This window comes from Kitasatospora sp. NPDC101235, assembly GCF_044767505.1.
Classification (GTDB): Bacteria; Actinomycetota; Actinomycetes; order Streptomycetales; family Streptomycetaceae; genus Kitasatospora.
Genome location: NZ_JBIWNZ010000002.1, coordinates 557241 through 576016, shown reverse-complemented (window position 1 = coordinate 576016; position 18776 = coordinate 557241). Strand labels below are relative to the sequence as shown.

Below are 18776 nucleotides of genomic sequence, written 5' to 3'. Positions count from 1 at the left end.
CTCTCCAGAAAGGTGGTACGAGGCCGGGCTCACAGCCGGGGCGCGATCTCTTCGGCGAAGATGCGGTGCCGCTCGTCGGCCGGCAGGTGGCAGGCCGCGAAGTGCCCGGGCGCGGCCTCGGCCAGCACCGGGAGCTCGCTCGTGGAGCGCCCGTCGGTCAGGGCGGCGTACGGGCAGCGCGGGTGGAAGGCGCAGCCCGTCGGCACGTTGATCAGGCTGGGCGGGGTGCCCTTGACCGGGACGAGCCGGTCCTGGAGCTCCCGGTCCAGTCGCGGCATCGAGCCCAGCAGACCCCAGGTGTAGGGGTGTTCGGGGGCGTCGAAGAGGGTCTCGGCCGGACCGCGCTCGACGCACTTGCCGCCGTACATGACCAGGATGTCGTCGGCCAGCTCGGCGACCACCCCGAGGTCGTGGGTGATGATGATGACGGCGGAGCCGAACTCCTCCTGGAGGTCGCGGATGAGGTCCAGGATCTGCGCCTGGACGGTGACGTCCAGGGCGGTGGTGGGCTCGTCGGCGATCAGCAGCGAGGGGTCGTTGACCAGCGCCATGGCGATCATGGCGCGCTGGCGCATGCCGCCGGAGAACTGGTGCGGGTAGTCGTCCACCCGGCGGTCGGGCTGGGGGATGCCGACGCGGTCGAGCATCTCGACGGCGCGGGCCCGGGCCTGCTTCTTGTTCGCCTCGGGGTGGTGCACCCGGTAGGCCTCGACGATCTGCTGCCCCACCGTGTAGTAGGGGTGCATCGCGGTCAGCGGGTCCTGGAAGATCATCGCCATGTCCCGGCCGCGCAGTTGGCGCACCCGGTCCGGGCCGGCCGCGATCAGGTCCTCGCCGTTCAGCCGGATCTCGCCGCTGATCCGGGCCCGCTTGGAGCGGTGCAGGCCCATGATACCCAGCGAGGTGACGGACTTGCCGGAGCCGGACTCGCCGACGATGCCGAGGGTGCGCCCCTTGTGCAGGTCGAAGCTGACCCCGTCCACCGAGCGGACCAGGCCGTCGTCGGTGTCGAAGTGGATCCGCAGGTCGCGGACCGAGAGGAAGGGGTCGCCGGACGGGGTCTGCGCGGCGTCCGCCGGGGTCTTCTGGAGGTCGGTCACGAGAGCCTCACCCGGGGGTCGACGAGGGCGTACAGGAGGTCGACCACGAGGTTGCAGACGACGATGAAGAAGGCGGCGAGCAGGGTGACGCCGAGGATCTTGGGCAGGTCGTTGTCGGAGATCGCCTGGACGGCGAACTGGCCGACGCCCTGGAGCGAGAAGACCTGCTCGGTGATCAGCGCGCCGCCGAGCAGCAGCCCGAGGTCCATGCCGAAGATCGTGACGATCGGGGTGAGCGCGGCGCGCAGCCCGTGCCGGGTGACGACCTTGCTCTCGGCCAGGCCCTTGGCCCGGGCGGTGCGGATGTAGTCCTCGCTCATGGTCTCCAGCATCCCGGCGCGGGTGAGCCGGGCGTAGAGCGCGGAGTAGAGGAAGGCCAGCGAGATCCAGGGCAGGATCAGGTTGCGGGCCCACATCAGCGGGTTGTCCGTGAAGTTGACGTACTGCAGGTTGTCCAGGATCGGCCACTCGTAGCTGAACAGCGTGAGCAGCAGCGCGCCGGTGAAGAAGACCGGCAGCGAGACGCCGGCGAGCGCGACGCCCATGGAGAGCCGGTCGAAGATCGAGCGCGGCTTGAGGGCGGAGACGACGCCGGTGGCGACGCCGGAGACCAGCCAGAGCACGGCCGCGCCCGCGGCGAGCGAGATGGTGACCGGGATCCGCTTGGACAGCTCGGGCCAGACCTCCAGGTGGTTCTTGAAGGAGTAGCCGAAGCAGGGCACGTGGCAGGTGGCCGGTTCCGGCCCGAACTTGTACTCGGCGCCGCTGACCAGCCCCTTGAGGAAGTTCCAGTACTGGGAGTACAGCGGTTGGTCGAGGCCGAGGTTCTGCTTGACCGCCGCGATCGCCTCGGGTGAGGGGTTCTTCCCGATGTACTGGGCGGCCAGTTGGTCGGCCGTCTCGCCGGCGAGGCGCGGCAGCAGGAAGAAGATCGCGAAGGTGACCGCACTGACGACCAGCAGCAGAAGCACCGCCGCGAAGATCCTGCGGATGATGTAGGCAAACACAGTTGGGCGGCTCCGGCGGCCCGCCGCCGTCCGGGGTCTTCCGGACGGCGGCGGGCGCCGCTGCCTTCACCTGCCTTCAGGGATGCGGAGCCAGGCTCTTACTTGGTGGTGCCGATGTTCAGGTAGTCGTACTCACCCGAGAACGCCGGCGTGGAACCCATGTTGGTGGCGTTGTCCGGGCGGTACAGGAAGACCTTGAAGTAGGTCAGCGGGACGATGACCGCCTGCTCCATGACCTTCTTGTCGATGTCGGCGTAGATCTTCTCGCGGGCCGACTTGTCCGGGTTCACGGCGGCGTCGTCGATCAGCTTGTTGACCGCCGGGTCGTTCAGCTGGGACAGGTTGCTGTTGCCGGAGGCCTTGATCGCGCGGCCGTCGACGATCTGCTGCAGGAAGCCGTAGCCGGTCGGCCAGTCGGCGCCCCACTGCATCATCATCAGACCGATGTTGTGGTCCTGGGTGAACTGCGGGGCACCGGCGCTGTCGGTCAGGTACTTGCCCTGCGGGTACTGCTGGATCTCGGCGTTGATGCCGACCTTCTTCAGCGCGGCCTGGATCGAGGTGGCCGCGGCGACCTCGGTGGCGCGCTCGGTGCGGGCCGAGATGACGGTGTTGATGCTGTCCTTGCCACAGGCCTTCAGGGCGTCCTTGGCCTTGGCCTCGTCACCCTTGTTGTCCTTGGTCTCGAACAGGTTGAAGTCCTGGTGGCCCGGGACGTCCGGCGGGAGCACCGTGTTGGCGATCTGGCCGCGGACCGGGCCGCCCTCGGCGGTCTGCACCGAGACCTTGTCGATCGCGAACTGGACGGCCTTGCGGCACTCGATGTTGTCGAACGGCGCGACCTTGGAGTTGATCGCCAGGTAGACCAGGCGGCCGCCGTAGGCGTTGTCGGTGTTGGCCTTGAGCTTCGGGTTCTGCAGGATCTGCGCCTGGGTCTGCGGGTCGACGCCGCCGCCCACCAGGTCGACCTGGGCGTTGCCGGCCAGCAGGTCCTTGTCGATGGTGGCCTGGTCGATGTTCATCTTGAGCACGATCTTCTCCGGCAGCTGCTTCCGGATCGGGTCGGTGCTCGCGTCCCAGTTGGTGTTCGGCACCAGGACGGCCTGCTTGCCGTCCTCGTAGGACTCGAACTTGAAGGAGCCCGAGGACACGATGTGCTTCACGTAGTCGGCACCGGTGTCCTTGGCCTGCGGGACCGGCGCGGTCTGGGGGGCGCTGACCAGGTAGTCGAAGTCCGCGAACGGGTGCTGCAGGTGGAAGACGATCGTGGTGTCGTCCGGCGTCTCGATCGAGTCGAGGCCGCCTTCCTTGTCCTTGTACGGCCCCGCGTACGGCGTGGCGTTGTCCTTCAGCAGGTCGTGGAAGTAGGTCGGGCCGTTGGAGTTCACGTCCGGCGCGAAGTTGGAACGCTCGATGGCGTACTTGACGTCCTTCGAGCTGATCGGGGTGCCGTCGTCGTACTTCAGACCCTTGCGCAGCTTGTACGTCCAGGTCAGGCCGTCCGCGCTGGGCTGGCCCATCGACTCGGCGAGGTCCGGGACGAGCTTGTTGCCCTCCTCGCCGGCGGCCGGGTTGAAGGTGGTGAGCGGGCGGGCGTACAGGCGCGAGAAGTTGTAGATGTACGCGTAGTACGTGTTGCCCGGGTCGAGCGAGTCCGGGGTGCCCTTCATCTCGAAGGTGACCGTCCCGCCCTTCTTGTCCGAGGCGTTGACGATGCTCTTCGTGGCCGCGTTGGCGCCGCCCCCGGTGGAGCCGGAGGCCGAGGAGGAGGTGTCGCCGCTCTTCGACGAGCTGGTGCAACCGGTCACGACCAGGACCACGGCGGCGGCCGCCGCGGTCAGGGCGACGGTACGGGACCTACGCATGGGTGAGATCAACCCCTTTGGGGATGTGGAGGCGGTGGAGGGTCGTGACACGGAGCCACATGATGCGAGTCAGTTGTTCTTGGGATCGAGGGCGTCGCGCAGCCCGTCGCCGAGCAGGTTGAAGGCGAGCACGGTGATGAAGATCGCCAGACCGGGGACCACCATGTACTGGGGGTCCACCTGGTAGTACCGGATCGCGTCCTGGAGCATCCCGCCCCAGGAGGCCTGCGGGGGCTGGATGCCGACGCCGAGGAAGCTCAGGCCGGCCTCGAAGAGGATGTTGGTCGGGATCAGCAGGGTCGAGTAGACCAGGATCGGACCGACCAGGTTGGGCAGCAGTTCCTTGAACAGGATGAACGGGCCGCGCGCCCCCAGGCTGCGGGCCGCGTGGACGAACTCCCGCTCGCGCAGCGAGAGCGTCTGGCCGCGCACGATCCGGCCCATGTAGGGCCAGTTGAAGAAGCCGATCACGAAGATCAGCACCAGCATGTGCAGCGGCAGGCCGTGCAGGCCGAACGCCCCGCCCTGGAGCGAGGTGGAGATCGCGATGGCGAAGAGCAGCAGCGGGAACGCGAGGAAGACGTCCATCACCCGGCTGATCACGGTGTCCACCCAGCCGCCGTAGTAGCCGGCCATGATGCCGAGCACGGTGCCGATGGTGTTGGACAGCAGGGTCGCGCCGAAGGCGACCAGCAGGGAGACCCAGGAACCCTCGATGACGCGGGTGAGCAGGTCACGGCCCTGGAGCGGGTCGACGCCGAGCGGGTGGTCCCAGCTCATGCCACCCCAGTCGCCGAACGGCAGACCACCGAGGTCGGCGTCCAGCAGGTCCTGGTGGAGGGCGTCCGGGTCGAGCCCGAACATCGACTCGATCGGCTTGGCCAGCACGGCGAGCACGATCAGCAGGATCACCACGACGCCGCCGGCGACGGCGGCCTTGTCCCGCTTGAAGCGGGTCCAGGCGATCTGGCCGAGGGAGCGGCCCTCGATCTTCTTGGCCGGGCTCGCGGCGGCGGGTGCCCCCGGATCGTTCCCGGCGGTGGTCACGGATGCGGTCATGGTCAGTTGGTCCCCTCGCCGACGGTGGCCGGCCCACGGGTGCCGGTCGCCGGCTTCGGCGCTGCGGCTGCGGACGTGCGGAGGTGCTTAGGAGGAGCGGGTGTTGAGGCAGTGCGTCGTGCACAGGCACTGCCACCACGCGGGATGGGCGTCGCATGGGCGGGCTGTCGGCGTGCGCGCTCACCTTTGTGGGGTTCCGGTACGCGCAGTGCGTTGCGCAGAACTCTCTGCCATCCGAACTGGCTTACGCCAGCCCTGACAACCGACAGATGCCCAACTGTGATCTGTGTGCATGCACCTCCCGGATCTTCGGCATATACCTCTTCACATGGCTGTAGCCGCCATGTCAAGATGACCGGGTCACACATCCGGAAATTCGTCCGGAAAGCATCGAAGCCGACTTGACGGACACTCAAGTCGGCTTCGGAGAATGTGTTTTGGGAATCAGCGCCCGGGGTAGCCGGGCCATGGCCGCTGCGGCTGCTGCTGCCAGCCCTGCGCCGGCGGCTGGGTGCCGTACGCGTAGCCCGGCATCGACTGCCCGGGGTACGGCGGCGGGGGCACCGGCGGGTACGGGCCGGTCGGCGGGCGCCCCGCCTCCCGGTCGAAGAACGGCCGCGCGTTGGCGCGCATCCACAGCGCCACCGGGTCGTACTCGTCCGACATCGCCACCGTGGACACCGCGAGCCCCTCCGGGGCCACCGCGATCGCGCGCTGCATCAGGGCCCGCACCGCCTCCACCACCGGCGGAGAACTCTCGTACAGGTCAAGGCCGATGGCCAGGTACGGCTCCCCCACGGCGGGCTGCACCCAGGCCCGGCGCAACGCCCGCACCGCCCGCAGCTCGCCGGCCTGCCGCTCCAGCAGCGCGAAGAACGGCTGGGCGTTCAGCTGCGGCTCGCTCAGCTTCAACGGCCCGGCCGGCAGCCGGTCCAGGCCCGCGGCGATCCGCCGCAGGTCCGCCCAGGGCACCCCGACGCCGCCGCCGGGCGCGTGCGGGTTGAGCCACAGGCCCCAGCGGGTGCGGTACAGCGAAGCCGCGATCTCCCGGCCGGAGATGACCTCGTGGGCCCGCGCCCAGCCGGAGGCGGTCAGCTGCTCGGGCGAGGTGACGGCCGGCGCGTAGCCGTGGCCGCTGATCTCCATGTTCCCGTACTGTGCGTCCGGGCTGCCCGGCGTGCCGTGCCACAGCAGCATCCAGACCTGGCCGTCCGCCAGCGCGTGCAGCAGCCGCTCGTACGCGTCGTAGCGCTCCGGCGCGACGTCGCGCAGGGCGCGCTCCAACGCGCCGGGATCAGCTCCCGGGCGCCCGGCCGGTGCCTGGCCCCAGGGCCCCGGCACACCGCCCGCTCCCGTTCCCGCACTCATGCGCCCACCTCGCCGCGCCTCTTTCCCTCAACCCGCCGGCCCGTCGGCCGTCTGCACGCACCCTATGGCGCGGCCACCGGCCACCGCCACGGCGACGTGCCTTTGATACGAACCCCGCTCACACCCGCGTGTAGAAAGGCATTACCCGGGTGAGCAGCCACTCGACCACCGGGTCGTCGGCGAGGTCGAGCAGTACGAGGTGGACGCCTCCGGGCAACGGCGCGGTTCCCAGCGCTCGCCCGAGTGCCTCGTTCACCGCAGCCGGATCGGCCGGTGCCGCGGGGTCCAACTGGACGCCCACGAACATCACGGTCGGCTCGCCCTCGACGCTGGCCAGCGCCCTGCGGGCGGTCAACACCCCGGGCAGCGCCGACAGTTCGCTCCGGCAGGCGGCCAGGAAGTGCTCCGGGTCCTCGCCCGGCACCGGCTCGCGCAGCGCCACCCGCCCGCCGGTCGGCTCCGAAGCGCCGTCCGCGGCCTCCCAGCGGTCCTCCCGCGGGCCGCGGCGCAGCTCGGCGACCCCCTGCGGCGGCACCGGGATGCCCACCGCCGCCTCCGGGTTCACCGCGATGCCCACGCCCAGGGGCAGCCCGCGGGCGAACTCCCAGACCGGCGCGATCGCGAAGGCCATCCCCGGTGCCTGCTGGAGGAACACCTCCTGCGAGGAGAACACCGGCACGTACGGGTCGCCGCCCAGCTCGATGGTCGGCAGGTCCAGCGACTGCCCCTGCGGGTCGGCCCCGGCCGGCAGCGGCACCCACACCTGGCTGCGGGCCAGCACCTCGATCACCCGCGGCGTCGCGCCCGGGTCGCCCAGGGCCGCGGTCAGCACCTGCTCCAGCTCGTTGGCCGGCCAGGAGCCGCCCGCCGGCGCCTCCTCCGGTCCGCCCCACCCCTGCTGCTGTTCCACCGGGTACCCCATGCGCCGCCGATTCCGCCCTCTGCCGTTCGGCCGCCCTCTGCTGTGCCGACGCGCAGCAGTCTAGAGGCGTGCGGGGGGTGAGGTTAGGGCTCGTGTTCGGGTACCGGGCGGTGTGACCGGGTCCCCCCTCCCCTCGCCGTCCCGGACGTGCCATGATGTGCCCGTCCGACGGCATGCGCCGCGGGCCCCCACAACTCCATACCGGCCGCTCGAACCCGCGCGGGAGAGCCCGGAGTGCCGCTCAGGCACAGCCGGCGCCGAAGGAGCAAGTCCTCCCCGGAATCTCTCAGGCACCCCTACCGCACGGGTTAGGCACATCTGGAAAGCGGCGCCCGGCCCTGTCGTGCGCCCACCCACGGTGCAAGCCGCCATGCTGTCCCCCAAGCTGGAAACAGCTGTGGGCAGGTCGGCGGTGAAGCTCTCAGGTTCGACGACAGATGGGGAGACCCACGCCGCCGCATGCCCGCGCGCAGGGTCGGCCCCCGAGCGGGTCCGGTCCCGGCGCGTGCACCCCTGAGTGCCCCGACCGAGGAGTTCCTGGCCATGTCGTCCCTCCGCCTGACCGCGCTCGACGCGCTGCACCGCGCCCTCGGCGCGACCATGACCGACTTCGCCGGCTGGGACATGCCGCTGCGCTACGGCAGTGAGCGCGAGGAGCACCTCGCCGTCCGCACCAAGGCCGGTCTGTTCGACCTCTCGCACATGGGCGAGATCACCGTCACCGGCCCGCAGGCCGGCGAGATGCTGGACCACGCGCTGGTCGGCTTCGTCTCCGCGCTGGGCGTGCTGCGCGCCCGCTACACCATGATCTGCGCCGAGGACGGCGGCATCCTGGACGACCTGATCGTCTACCGCCTGCGCGAGGACGCCTTCCTGGTCGTCGCCAACGCCTCCAACGCCCAGCTGGTCCTCGACGAGCTGATCGCCCGCGCCAAGGGCTTCGACGCCGTCGTCACCGACGACCGCGACACCTACGCGCTGATCGCCGTCCAGGGCCCGGAGGCCACCGGCATCCTGGCGAAGACCACCGACGCCGACCTGCCCGGCCTGAAGTACTACGCGATCCTCCCGGCCCAGGTGGCCGGCCGCGACGTGCTGCTCGCCCGCACCGGCTACACCGGCGAGGACGGCTTCGAGATCTTCTGCCACCCGGCCGACGCCGAGCCGGTCTGGCAGGCGCTGACCGCCGCCGGCGAGGGCCACGGCCTGGTCCCGTGCGGCCTGTCCTGCCGCGACACGCTGCGCCTGGAGGCCGGCATGCCGCTGTACGGGCACGAGCTGTCCACCGACCTCACCCCGTTCGACGCCGGCCTGGGCCGGGTCGTCCGCTTCGACAAGACCACCAACGAGGGCACCTTCATCGGCCGCAAGGCGCTGGAGCAGGCCGCCGCCGCGGCCGAGACCAACCCGCCGAAGGTGCTGGTCGGCCTGGTCTCCGAGGGCAAGCGGGTGCCGCGCGCCGAGTACACCGTGGTCTCCACCGAGGGCGAGCCGATCGGCCGGATCACCTCCGGCGCGCCGTCCCCGACCCTGGGCAAGCCGATCGCGATCGCCTACGTCGACGCCTCCCACGCCGCCCCCGGCACCACCGTGGCAGTGGACGTGCGCGGCAAGCACGAGCCCGTCCAGGTCGTCGCGCTGCCGTTCTACAAGCGCGCCCGCTGAGGCCCCCCGGGCCTGCCTTCCCCCCGTACCCGCACGTCGCAGCCGTCCGAGTGACGGCCCGCTTCGCCGTGCCCGCTTCCCATCCTGGAGAATGACGCCATGAGCAACCCCCAGCACCTGCAGTACACCAAGGAGCACGAGTGGCTGACCGCCGCCGAGGACGGTGTCTCCACGGTCGGCATCACCAAGCACGCCGCCGACGCCCTCGGTGACATCGTCTACGTGCAGCTGCCCGAGGTCGGCGACACCGTGACCGCCGGCGAGACCTGCGGCGAGCTGGAGTCCACCAAGTCGGTCAGCGACCTGTACTCCCCGGTGACCGGCGAGGTCACCGAGGTCAACCAGGACGTCCTGGACGACAACGCCCTGGTCAACAGCGCCCCGTTCGAGGGCGGCTGGCTGTTCAAGGTGCGCGTCGAGGCCACCGACGAGCTGCTCAGCGCCGACGAGTACGACAAGCTCACCCACTCGGCCTGAGCCCCGCGGGGGCGGCCGCAGCACCACGGCCGCCCCGCCCCTCCACGGCCCACCCGTCACCACCACCACCCTTCCAAGGGCGCGCTTCGCGCGGCACCCCCGCCTCTCCTCCCCGGGAAGACCACACCATGACGGTTCTGAACCAGTCCCTGCACGCCCTCGACCCGGAGATCGCCGCCGCGGTCGACGCCGAGCTGCACCGCCAGCAGACCACCCTGGAGATGATCGCCTCCGAGAACTTCGCCCCGGTGGCGGTCATGGAGGCCCAGGGCTCGGTGCTCACCAACAAGTACGCGGAGGGCTACCCCGGCCGCCGCTACTACGGCGGCTGCGAGCACGTCGACGTGGTCGAGCAGATCGCGATCGACCGCATCAAGGCCCTGTTCGGCGCCGAGCACGCCAACGTCCAGCCGCACTCCGGCGCGCAGGCCAACGCCGCCGCGATGTTCGCGCTGATCCAGCCGGGCGACACCATCCTGGGCCTGAGCCTGGCCCACGGCGGTCACCTGACCCACGGCATGAAGATCAACTTCTCCGGCAAGCTCTACAACGTGGCCGCGTACCACGTGGACGACAAGACCGGCCAGGTCGACATGGCCGAGGTCGAGCGCCTCGCCAAGGAGCACCAGCCGAAGCTGATCATCGCCGGCTGGTCCGCCTACCCGCGCCAGCTGGACTTCGCCGAGTTCCGCCGGATCGCCGACGAGGTCGGCGCCCTGCTCATGGTGGACATGGCGCACTTCGCCGGTCTGGTGGCCGCCGGGCTGCACCCGAACCCGGTGCCCTACGCGGACGTGGTCACCACCACCACCCACAAGACCCTGGGCGGCCCGCGCGGCGGCGTCATCCTGTCCAAGGCCGAGTACGCCAAGAAGATCAACTCCGCGGTCTTCCCCGGCCAGCAGGGCGGCCCGCTGGAGCACGTGATCGCCGGCAAGGCGGTCGCCTTCAAGATCGCGGCCTCGGAGGAGTTCAAGGAGCGCCAGCAGCGCACCCTGGAGGGCGCCCGCATCCTCGCCGAGCGCCTGCTCCAGGCCGACGTGGCCGAGGCCGGCGCCACCGTGCTCTCCGGCGGCACCGACGTCCACCTGGTCCTGGTCGACCTGCGCAACAGCCAGCTCGACGGCCAGCAGGCCGAGGACCGGCTGCACGAGGTCGGCATCACCGTCAACCGCAACGCCGTCCCGAACGACCCGCGCCCGCCGATGGTCACCTCCGGCCTGCGCATCGGCACCCCGGCCCTGGCCACCCGCGGCTTCCAGGCCGAGGACTTCCGCGAGGTCGCCGACGTCATCGCCGAGGCGCTCAAGCCCGCCTTCGACGAGACCGTCGCCGCCGCGCTGAAGGCCCGGGTCACCGCCCTGGCCGAGAAGTACCCGCTGTACCCGAACCTGGCCAACCAGGAGTAGTCCGGCTCGGTCGGGCTCATCGGATCAGGTGACCGGCCTCACCCCGCCGACGCACCTGGGTTCCCGGGGCACCGCGCACACTGGACAGTGCGTGCGGTGCCCCGTCCCGTGTCAGCCCTCCCTGCCAGCAAGTCCTTCCACGAGACCAGACAAGGACGTCCCCCGTGGCCATCAGCGTCTTCGACCTCTTCTCCATCGGCATCGGCCCGTCGAGCTCCCACACCGTGGGCCCGATGCGCGCCGCCCGGATGTTCGCCCGCCGACTGCGCTCCGAAGGCCTGCTGGAGCAGGTGACGGGCGTGCGCGCCGAGCTGTACGGCTCGCTCGGCGCCACCGGCCACGGCCACGGCACCCCGAAGGCCGTCCTGCTGGGCCTGGAGAACCACTCGCCCCGCACCGTCGACGTCGACCAGGCCGACAAGGACGTCGAGCGGATCATCGCCGAGAAGCGGATCAGCCTGCTCGGCGAGCACACCATCGACTTCGACCCGGACAGCCAGCTGGTCCTGCACCGCCGCCGCTCGCTGCCCTACCACGCCAACGGCATGACCCTGTGGGCGTACGCGGCGGACGGCTCGACCCTGCTGGAGAAGACCTACTACTCGGTCGGCGGCGGCTTCGTCGTGGACGAGGACGCGATCGGCGCGGACCGGGTCAAGCCCGACGACACCGCGCTGCGCTACCCCTTCCGCACCGGCGAGGAGCTGCTGCGGCTCACCCGGGAGACCGGGCTGTCCATCTCCGGCCTGATGCTGGAGAACGAGAAGGCCTGGCGCAGCGAGGAGGAGATCCGGACCGGGCTGCTGGAGATCTGGTCCGTGATGCAGGAGTGCGTGCGGGCCGGCATGACCCGCGAGGGCATCCTGCCGGGCGGTCTGAAGGTCCGCCGCCGGGCCGCCGCGGCGGCCCGGACGCTGCGCGCCGAGGGGATCGGCCCGGCCAACGCGATGGAGTGGGTGACCCTCTACGCGATGGCGGTCAACGAGGAGAACGCCTCCGGCCGCCGCGTGGTCACCGCGCCGACCAACGGCGCCGCCGGGATCATCCCGGCCGTCCTCCACTACTACCTGAACTTCATCCCGGGCGCCGACGAGGACGGCATCGTCCGCTTCCTGCTCGCGGCCGGCGCCATCGGCATGCTCTTCAAGGAGAACGCCTCCATCTCCGGCGCCGAGGTCGGCTGCCAGGGAGAGGTCGGCTCCGCCTGCTCGATGGCCGCGGGCGGCCTCGCCGAGGTCCTCGGCGGCACCCCCGAGCAGGTCGAGAACGCCGCCGAGATCGGCATCGAGCACAACCTCGGCCTCACCTGTGACCCGGTCGGCGGCCTGGTCCAGATCCCCTGCATCGAGCGCAACGGCATGGCCTCGGTCAAGGCCGTCACTGCGGCCCGGATGGCGCTGCGCGGCGACGGACGGCACCACGTCTCGCTGGACAAGGCGATCAAGACGATGAAGGAGACCGGGGCCGACATGAAGATCAAGTACAAGGAGACCTCGCGCGGCGGCCTCGCCGTGAACGTCATCGAGTGCTGATCACGACGCGCTGAAGGCCCCCGGCCGGAGTCACGCTCCGCCCGGGGGCCTTCGCACGCCCCGTACGCCTCAGGCCCCCGCCTCCACCCGGGGCCCGGCCGGAGCTCCCGTCCCGACCGGGCCCGGGGCCCGGCTCGGACGGGCCAGGCAGGCGACCGCCGTGGCCACCGCCGCCAGCAGCACGGCGCCCGCGACCGTGCCGTGCAGGCCGCCCGCGACCGCGGCCCCGACGGCGTCGCGGAGCTCGGCCGGGAGCCCGGCGAGGGCGGAGGGGGTCAGACCGCCGCCACCGGTGAGGCGGCCGGCGTCGTCGGCGCCCAGGCGCTCCGCGAGCGAGCCGGTGAGCCGCGCCGTGTAGACCGCGCCGAGGACGGCCATGCCGAGCGAGCCGCCGATGCTGCGCAGCAGGGTGACCACGCCCATCGCCGCGCCCATGTCCCGTGGTGGCACGGCGCCCATCGAGGTCAGCAGGGTGCTCTGCATCAGCAGGCCGATCCCGACTCCGGCGACTGCGGTGAGCCCCGAGACGAGGGCCACCGGAGTGCCGGTGTCGAGGAGGAGGAGCAGGGCGGCCCCGGCGAAGGCCAGCGCGCCGCCGAGCAGCGGGTACCGCCGCTCCCCGCCGGGCCGGCCCATCAGCCGCGCCGTCACCAGCTGGGTGGCCATCATGCCGAGCATCAGCGGCAGCAGGAGCATCCCGCCGGCGGTGGGCGAGGCACCCTGGACGAACTGGAGGTACTGCGGCAGGTAGCCGACCAGGGCGACCATGACCGCGCCGATCAGGAAGCCGAGCACCTGGGCGACCGTGAAGTTGCGGTCGCGGAACAGCGCGGGCGGGATCAGCGGACCGGGGGCGCGCAGCTCGGTCCGGACGAACCAGGCCAGCGCGACCACCGCGACGGCCGCCGCGCCGAGGAGCTGCGGGGAGGTCCAGGAGTAGGCGACGCCGCCCCAGGTGCCGACCAGGGTGAGCGCGGTGATGCCGGTGGTCAGCAGGGCGACCCCGGCCCAGTCGAACGGGGCGCGCACCCGCTCGGTGCGCAGCCGCACCCCGACGCCGACCGCGAGCAGGGCGAACATCCCGATCGGCAGGTTGACGTAGAAGGCCCAGCGCCAGCTCAGACGTTCGGTGAGGAGGCCGCCGAGCAGCGGTCCGCCGACGAAGGCGATCGGCATCAGCACGCCGATCACCGACTGCACCCGGGCCCGGTCGTCGGCCGGGACGAGCACCCCGATCACCGAGAGCGCGCCGACCATCAGCCCGCCCGCGCCGATCCCCTGGAGGCCCCGGAAGGCGACCAGCTGCCCCATGTCCTGGGCGAGCCCGGAGAGCACCGAGCCGACCAGGAACAGCACCACCGCCCACTGGTAGGCACCCTTGCGCCCGTACAGGTCGCCGAGCCGGCCCCAGAGCGGGGTGGTGGCGGCGGAGGTCAGCAGGTAGGCGGTGAGGGCCCAGGAGAGGTGCTCCAGCCCGCCGAGGTCGCCGACGACGGTGGGCAGCGCGGTGCCGATGATCTCCCCGTCGAGGGCCGCGAGGAAGATGCCGAGCATCAGCCCGACCACGCCGATCAGCGGCGGCCTGGGCCTGGCCTCAGCCGGTTCCACGACCATGGTCCTTCCCCCTCCCCCGGGCTCAGGCCGCGAACGGGCGGGCCTGCCGGGCGTCCCGCAAGGCCTGCGCCCACCAGGTGAGCTGGTCGAGCATGGTCTTGGCGGCGGCGTCGGCGGCCGGGTCGATCGCCTTGCCGTCGGTGTCGAAGCACTGCGCGGCGCCGTGGAAGCTGACCGTGTTGCGGATCGTCGCGGCGTTCAGCTCCGCCATCACCACCCGGAGCTGCTCGACGGCCCGCAGGCCGCCGGACAGGCCGCCGTACGAGACGAAGCCGACCGGCTTGCCGTGCCACTGCCGGTTGTGCCAGTCGATGGCGTTCTTCAGCGGGGCCGGGAAGCTGTGGTTGTACTCGGGCGTGACGAACACGAAGGCGTCGGCCGCCTCCAGCCGGGGCGACACCGCGGCCAGCAACTCGGCGTCACCCGGGGGCAGTTCGCCGCCGAAGGACGGGAAGGTGGTGGGCAGCGGGGTCTCCACCAGGTCGATCCGGTCGGCGGTCAGGTCGCCGCGGGCCTCCAGGTGGCCGAGCAGCCAGTCGGTGACCACCGGACCGAAGCGGCCTTCGCGGGTGCTGCCGACGAGGACGGCGACCTTCAGGTTCTGCTCGGTGGACTTCTGCTCCGTGGACATGGGAATCCCCCTCCGGGACAGTTGGTGTGTACGTTGTATCCGCTGCGGATACAACGTACACACCGACGCGTACGCCGTCCACTACCGATACGCCGTACACAGGAGGGTGCTACGGTGAGAGCGACCCCGGCCGGAAGGAGCCCGCCCCATGCCCGCCCAGCAGGCCCCCAGTGGCGACAGCGACAAATCCCAGGTCTCACTCTGGGAGCGTCTGGCCCGCCCGGCCCCCGCACCGCGCACCACCCTGACCGCCGACCGGATCGCCGAGACCGCGGTCGCCATCGCCGACGCCGAGGGCCTGGACGCCGTCACCATGCGCCGGCTGGCCGGCGAGCTCGGCGTTGCCCCGATGGCCGCCTACCGGTACGTCTCCGGCAAGGACGAACTCATCGAGCTGATGGTCGACTTCGTGTACGGCCAACTCCCGCTGAACGCACCCTCCGAGGGCTGGCGGGACACCATGCGCGCCCTGGCCGTCCACCTGCGGGCCATGCATCTGGCCCACCCGTGGACCGTCCGGGCGGCCACCCCGTTCTCCCTCAGCCCCAACCAACTGGCCGTCCCCGAGCGCGCGTTCGCCGCCCTGGCCGAGCACGGCCTGGACGCCGACACCACCATGGCGGTGTTCCGCACCGTCACCGGCTACGTCCACGGCTCGGTCGCCACCGAGGTCACCCTGGAGACCCTCCGCCGCGAGCGCGGCTGGTCCGACGGCGACCAGACCCGGGCCGGCCTCGCCCCCCGGATGAGCTGGCTGATGGGCACCGGCCGCTACCCCAGCTACCAGCGCTACCTCCACGAGGCCACCCGCAAGGACGACCCCGACTGGCAGTTCGAAACCGGCCTCGACTGCGTCCTCGACGGCATCGCCGCCCACTTCGGCCTCTGACCGGCCCGCCTGCGCCGGACCTCGCCCATTGGTGCGCATACGTGTCGCCCGCTCAACGCACGGGAATTGCGGCCGCTCCGGCGGACAGGGTGGTTGTGTTCGGGGCATCTCTGCCCCGAACACAACCACCCAACTCCCAAGGAGTCACCATGCGCCGTCTCGCGACCGTACTCGGCACCCTCGCCGCCGCCGGGACCATGGCCATCGCCCTGCCCAACGCGGCCTTCGCCGCCGACGGAGAGCTCTTCATCGCCCCCCAACACGGTCATCCAGAACCCGAGCGGTTGCTACAACGCCCCCATCAGGCCGCTCGTCGTGCACAACGAGACCAACGGGTTCGCCCTCGTGTACGACCGCGCGAACTGCACCGGAAACGTGATCGCGGTCGTTGCTCCCGGCGACAACGCGACCCAGGAGTTCGGCTCCAGCGTGTTCATCAAGTAACAGCCGCGGACCAACCAGCCACCGCTGCGCAGGAAGTCGGCCGATCCGACTTCCTGCGCAGCGGCGGCAGCACACCTACCGGCGGCCGGGGAGGGCGAGGAGCGCCAGGCCACCGGCGAGCACCGCGAGGCCGCACCAGGAGACGGCGGGCAGCCGCTCGCCCAGGGCGGCGACGCCGAGAACCGCGGCAACAGCAGGCTCGGCGAGGGTCAGGGTGGTGGCCGTCTGGGCGGTGGTGTGCCGCAGGCCGTGGCCGAACAGCCAGTAGGCGAGGAAGGTCGTGACCACCGCGAGGTGCAGCACCACGCCCGCCCCGCGCACCGAGGCGAGCCAGTGCAGGTCACCGGCGAGCAGTACCGGCAGGACGATCAGCGCGGCCCCGCCGAACATCGCCCCCATCACCCCGCCCGAGGGGTGCCCGGCCGCGATCAGCCGCCCGCCGATCAGCGAGTAGACGGCGTACGAGAGCCCGGAGAGTGCCGCCAGCAGCACGCCCAGCGGGTCCACCGCCCCACCGCCACCGGCGAGTTCGGGGCCCAGCACCAGGAGCGCGCAGCCCAGCACGGCCAGCGCCGTGGCCCCGGCCCACCGCCCACCGGGCCGCCCCTGCCGGGCGAGCCACCCGAGCAGCCCGGTGAAGACCGGCGCGCTGCCGAGCGCGATCACGGTGGCCACCGCCACGCCCGTACGGCTCACCGCCGGGTAGAAGGTGAGCGGGTACCCGGCCACCGCGACCGCGCCGGCCGCGAGCAGCCACCGCTCGCGCGACGAGCATCGCCGGGGCAGTTCCCTGGCCGAGCGGTCGGACAGGAACAGCAGCAGCCCGCCGAGCACCAGCCCGGCGGCCCCGATCCCGGCCGCCGGGGCGCCGGAGGGTGCCAGCGAACTGGCCGTCCCGGTGGTGCCCCAGAGCACGGCGGCGATCAGGATCGGCACCGCACCACCGCGCGAACGGGCGCGGCGACAAGCCGTGGGCAGGGAACGGGCAGGCGAGGACAAGCGATGAGGCACAGTCGTGAACTTCCGTCGTCGAAGACCGTCAGAGGGGTTTCGAGAACGGGCGCACGCTGTCAGCCCACGGCGGCCGCCATCGGGCCGGGCCGGGGTCGCAGGGGATCAAGCCACCGAAGCGCGCGCCCGATCAGGCGCTGAGCGGTGGCAGAACGACGTGCCAGTAGAGCTTCACGCGCCCGATGCTATCCGTTCGCGCAGGAAGTCGACAGGGCCGACTTCCTGCGCAGGCGCCCCACCCGCCTCCGCGGCGCTCTCCCACCCCTCCCGGGGGCGCATTGCCTCGCGCGTGCACCCACGGGCGGCCCGGTCCACGACTTCCGGACGTAGCGGACCGTCGATCGGCCCCTACGCTGAGTGTCGGCCCATCGGCTCACCGAAAGGACCCGCTCATGCGCCGCTCCCGCCTCGTGCTGTCCCTGGCCCTGACCGCCGTGGTCGCCTCCGGCCTGGTCGCCGCCGACGTCGTGCAGGACGAGCCGTACCTGTCCGTGACCCTGCCGGTGCTCCGCGATCCGGAGGCCCAGCAGCTGCTCCACCGCATGACGGACCCGGTGCAGGACTGGGTGGAGTCCGGGGATCCGGCGGCGGCCGGCTACGCCGGTACGGTGATCGACGCGTCGAACCAGCACGCGGACATCTACTGGAAGGGCGAGGCCCCGGCCAGGGTCCGCTCCCTGCTCGACGCGAACGCCGCGATCGCCGGCTCCGGCTACACCGTCGACGTCCACCGGAGCCCGTACTCCCGCGCGGAGATGCGCGCCGCGATCGACCGCTTCACCGCCGCCGTGCCGCGCGACGAGTGGACGTCGATCGGCCCTCAGGAGGACGGCGCCGCCATCGCGATCACCTACACGCCGGCGAAGGCGAAGCGGCTGACCGGCGGCGACACGACCGTGCAGGCGTACTCGCGGCAGGCCGCCGAGATCGCCGGGATGCCGGTGACGGCCGGCATCGAAAAGACGCCGGTGGCGCTATCCGGCAGCCGGCACTCCGACAGCGCGCCGTACTACGCGGGCGCCGAGGTGAGCACCGGAAGGGCGTCGTTCTGCTCGACGGCGTTCAGCGGCTGGAAGGGCGGGACGAAGGTGGTGCTGACCGCCGCGCACTGCGGCGGCGGCCGGTACTACAACGGCACCGGGAGCTACATCGGCGACCTGTCCTCCGTCGGCGACGGCCTGGACATCGGCATGATCGCCGTCAACGGGAGCGGCGGCGGCCGGTTCTACGACGGCGCCTGGTCGGACAAGGGCGGCTCGTCCCGGCACACGTACGGGGCCGGGCGGAACAACGTCGGGGACCTGGTCTGCCTCAGCGGCGCCCAGTCGGGGTGGAAGTGCGACGTGCAGATCAAGCGGGTCGACGTGGAGACGACGAACGACGAGGGCACGAAGGTCAAGCCGGTGGACGTCGCGGAGTCGAAGGGCGGCGACCACCGGGCGATCGCCGCGAAGGGGGACAGCGGCGGCCCGGCACTGGCGAACCCGTCCGGCCCGAACGGCGACATGGAGGCCCGCGGCGTGATCGTGGCCGCCAGGTCGGAAGTCGGCTGCCCGGCCGGATCGACGGCGCTCCCGACGACCTGCTACTCGCAGGTGATGTACGTGCCGATGACGCCGGTGGTGAACCAGATGGGCTTCTCGTTGTCCTGACCCAGGGCGGCATCGGTAGGCCATGAAGCGGGGGGAGGAGGGGCCCCCCCCCAAAACGCCCCCCCCCCCCCCCCCCCCCGCCACCGGGGGGTGGGGGGGCCAAAAAAAGAGAAGCAAACAAATAAAAAAAA

At 71.5% G+C, this 18776-nt stretch carries 16 protein-coding genes and 1 riboswitch; of the genes, 7 read left to right on the top strand and 9 right to left on the bottom strand.

Annotated features, from left to right (window positions below; translation table 11 throughout):
- Positions 1 to 29: 29 nt before the first annotated feature.
- From ACIRRH_RS05930 to ACIRRH_RS05905, 6 genes are all read right to left on the bottom strand, one after another.
- Positions 30 to 1100 carry an ABC transporter ATP-binding protein gene (locus ACIRRH_RS05930; RefSeq protein WP_403062322.1) on the bottom strand — a complete coding sequence of 357 codons (1071 nt, stop codon included), beginning with the start codon at positions 1098 to 1100 and terminating at the stop codon, positions 30 to 32.
- Positions 1097 to 2107 (bottom strand): ABC transporter permease, encoded by a 1011-nt coding sequence (locus ACIRRH_RS05925; protein ID WP_403062319.1) that lies wholly within the window; start codon positions 2105 to 2107, stop codon positions 1097 to 1099. The genes ACIRRH_RS05930 and ACIRRH_RS05925 overlap by 4 nt, the downstream gene beginning before the upstream one ends.
- Before the next feature lie 98 nt (positions 2108 to 2205).
- Entirely contained in the window at positions 2206 to 3972 is a 1767-nt protein-coding gene (locus ACIRRH_RS05920) for an ABC transporter substrate-binding protein (protein WP_403062316.1), read from the bottom strand.
- Between the two features lie 69 nt (positions 3973 to 4041).
- Positions 4042 to 5031, bottom strand: a complete 990-nt coding sequence (locus tag ACIRRH_RS05915; RefSeq protein ID WP_403062313.1) for an ABC transporter permease — start codon at positions 5029 to 5031, stop codon at positions 4042 to 4044.
- 444 nt (positions 5032 to 5475) lie between these two features.
- Complete coding sequence (locus tag ACIRRH_RS05910; protein ID WP_403062310.1) at positions 5476 to 6399, bottom strand: enhanced serine sensitivity protein SseB C-terminal domain-containing protein; 924 nt, start codon at positions 6397 to 6399, stop codon at positions 5476 to 5478.
- Positions 6400 to 6517: 118 nt separating this feature from the next.
- Positions 6518 to 7321, bottom strand: coding sequence for an enhanced serine sensitivity protein SseB C-terminal domain-containing protein (locus tag ACIRRH_RS05905; RefSeq protein ID WP_403062307.1), 804 nt, complete (start codon positions 7319 to 7321; stop codon positions 6518 to 6520).
- A gap of 210 nt (positions 7322 to 7531) precedes the next feature.
- Positions 7532 to 7633, top strand: a riboswitch (glycine riboswitch).
- A gap of 231 nt (positions 7634 to 7864) precedes the next feature.
- Between ACIRRH_RS05905 and gcvT the strand changes: the two genes are divergently transcribed.
- The 4 genes from gcvT (at position 7865) to ACIRRH_RS05885 (ending at position 12404) form a co-directional block, all read left to right on the top strand.
- Positions 7865 to 8986, top strand: coding sequence for a glycine cleavage system aminomethyltransferase GcvT (gcvT, locus tag ACIRRH_RS05900; RefSeq protein WP_403062304.1), 1122 nt, complete (start codon positions 7865 to 7867; stop codon positions 8984 to 8986).
- Positions 8987 to 9085: 99 nt separating this feature from the next.
- On the top strand, positions 9086 to 9463 hold the full coding sequence (gene gcvH, locus ACIRRH_RS05895) for a glycine cleavage system protein GcvH (protein ID WP_224280957.1): 378 nt from the start codon (positions 9086 to 9088) through the stop codon (positions 9461 to 9463).
- Positions 9464 to 9591: 128 nt separating this feature from the next.
- Positions 9592 to 10872, top strand: a complete 1281-nt coding sequence (glyA, locus tag ACIRRH_RS05890; RefSeq protein WP_403062300.1) for a serine hydroxymethyltransferase — start codon at positions 9592 to 9594, stop codon at positions 10870 to 10872.
- Positions 10873 to 11036: 164 nt separating this feature from the next.
- Entirely contained in the window at positions 11037 to 12404 is a 1368-nt protein-coding gene (locus ACIRRH_RS05885; RefSeq protein ID WP_403062296.1) for an L-serine ammonia-lyase, read from the top strand.
- 69 nt (positions 12405 to 12473) lie between these two features.
- Here the strand turns inward: ACIRRH_RS05885 and ACIRRH_RS05880 are convergent, their stop codons facing one another.
- The gene (locus ACIRRH_RS05880; RefSeq protein ID WP_403062294.1) at positions 12474 to 14018 is read right to left on the bottom strand and encodes an MFS transporter; all 1545 of its coding nucleotides are present in this window, start codon (positions 14016 to 14018) and stop codon (positions 12474 to 12476) included.
- 22 nt (positions 14019 to 14040) lie between these two features.
- On the bottom strand, positions 14041 to 14649 hold the full coding sequence (locus ACIRRH_RS05875) for an NADPH-dependent FMN reductase (RefSeq protein WP_403062292.1): 609 nt from the start codon (positions 14647 to 14649) through the stop codon (positions 14041 to 14043).
- A 148-nt stretch (positions 14650 to 14797) separates the two neighbouring features.
- Here ACIRRH_RS05875 and ACIRRH_RS05870 point away from each other — a divergent pair, with 148 nt between their 5' ends.
- Positions 14798 to 15538 (top strand): TetR/AcrR family transcriptional regulator, encoded by a 741-nt coding sequence (locus tag ACIRRH_RS05870; protein ID WP_403062289.1) that lies wholly within the window; start codon positions 14798 to 14800, stop codon positions 15536 to 15538.
- A 315-nt stretch (positions 15539 to 15853) separates the two neighbouring features.
- On the top strand, positions 15854 to 15982 hold the full coding sequence (locus ACIRRH_RS05865; protein ID WP_403062286.1) for a hypothetical protein: 129 nt from the start codon (positions 15854 to 15856) through the stop codon (positions 15980 to 15982).
- 75 nt (positions 15983 to 16057) lie between these two features.
- Here the strand turns inward: ACIRRH_RS05865 and ACIRRH_RS05860 are convergent, their stop codons facing one another.
- Positions 16058 to 16918: a DMT family transporter gene (locus ACIRRH_RS05860; RefSeq protein WP_403062283.1), complete on the bottom strand. Its 861-nt coding sequence runs from the start codon at positions 16916 to 16918 to the stop codon at positions 16058 to 16060.
- A gap of 467 nt (positions 16919 to 17385) precedes the next feature.
- On the opposite strand from ACIRRH_RS05860, the gene ACIRRH_RS05855 reads away from it, so the two are divergent.
- Complete coding sequence (locus ACIRRH_RS05855) at positions 17386 to 18645, top strand: hypothetical protein (protein WP_403062280.1); 1260 nt, start codon at positions 17386 to 17388, stop codon at positions 18643 to 18645.
- Positions 18646 to 18776 lie beyond the last annotated feature (131 nt).

Excerpts from the sequence above, each read along its gene's own strand:
- ACIRRH_RS05920 (WP_403062316.1), bottom strand. The coding sequence starts at position 3,972 with ATGCGTAGGTCCCGTACCGTCGCCCTGACCGCGGCGGCCGCCGCCGTG.
- ACIRRH_RS05915 (WP_403062313.1), bottom strand. The coding sequence starts at position 5,031 with ATGACCGCATCCGTGACCACCGCCGGGAACGATCCGGGGGCACCCGCC.
- ACIRRH_RS05910 (WP_403062310.1), bottom strand. The coding sequence starts at position 6,399 with ATGAGTGCGGGAACGGGAGCGGGCGGTGTGCCGGGGCCCTGGGGCCAG.
- ACIRRH_RS05905 (WP_403062307.1), bottom strand. The coding sequence starts at position 7,321 with ATGGGGTACCCGGTGGAACAGCAGCAGGGGTGGGGCGGACCGGAGGAG.
- gcvT (WP_403062304.1), top strand. The coding sequence starts at position 7,865 with ATGTCGTCCCTCCGCCTGACCGCGCTCGACGCGCTGCACCGCGCCCTC.
- gcvH (WP_224280957.1), top strand. The coding sequence starts at position 9,086 with ATGAGCAACCCCCAGCACCTGCAGTACACCAAGGAGCACGAGTGGCTG.
- glyA (WP_403062300.1), top strand. The coding sequence starts at position 9,592 with ATGACGGTTCTGAACCAGTCCCTGCACGCCCTCGACCCGGAGATCGCC.
- ACIRRH_RS05880 (WP_403062294.1), bottom strand. The coding sequence starts at position 14,018 with ATGGTCGTGGAACCGGCTGAGGCCAGGCCCAGGCCGCCGCTGATCGGC.
- ACIRRH_RS05875 (WP_403062292.1), bottom strand. The coding sequence starts at position 14,649 with ATGTCCACGGAGCAGAAGTCCACCGAGCAGAACCTGAAGGTCGCCGTC.
- ACIRRH_RS05870 (WP_403062289.1), top strand. The coding sequence starts at position 14,798 with ATGCCCGCCCAGCAGGCCCCCAGTGGCGACAGCGACAAATCCCAGGTC.
- ACIRRH_RS05855 (WP_403062280.1), top strand. The coding sequence starts at position 17,386 with ATGCGCCGCTCCCGCCTCGTGCTGTCCCTGGCCCTGACCGCCGTGGTC.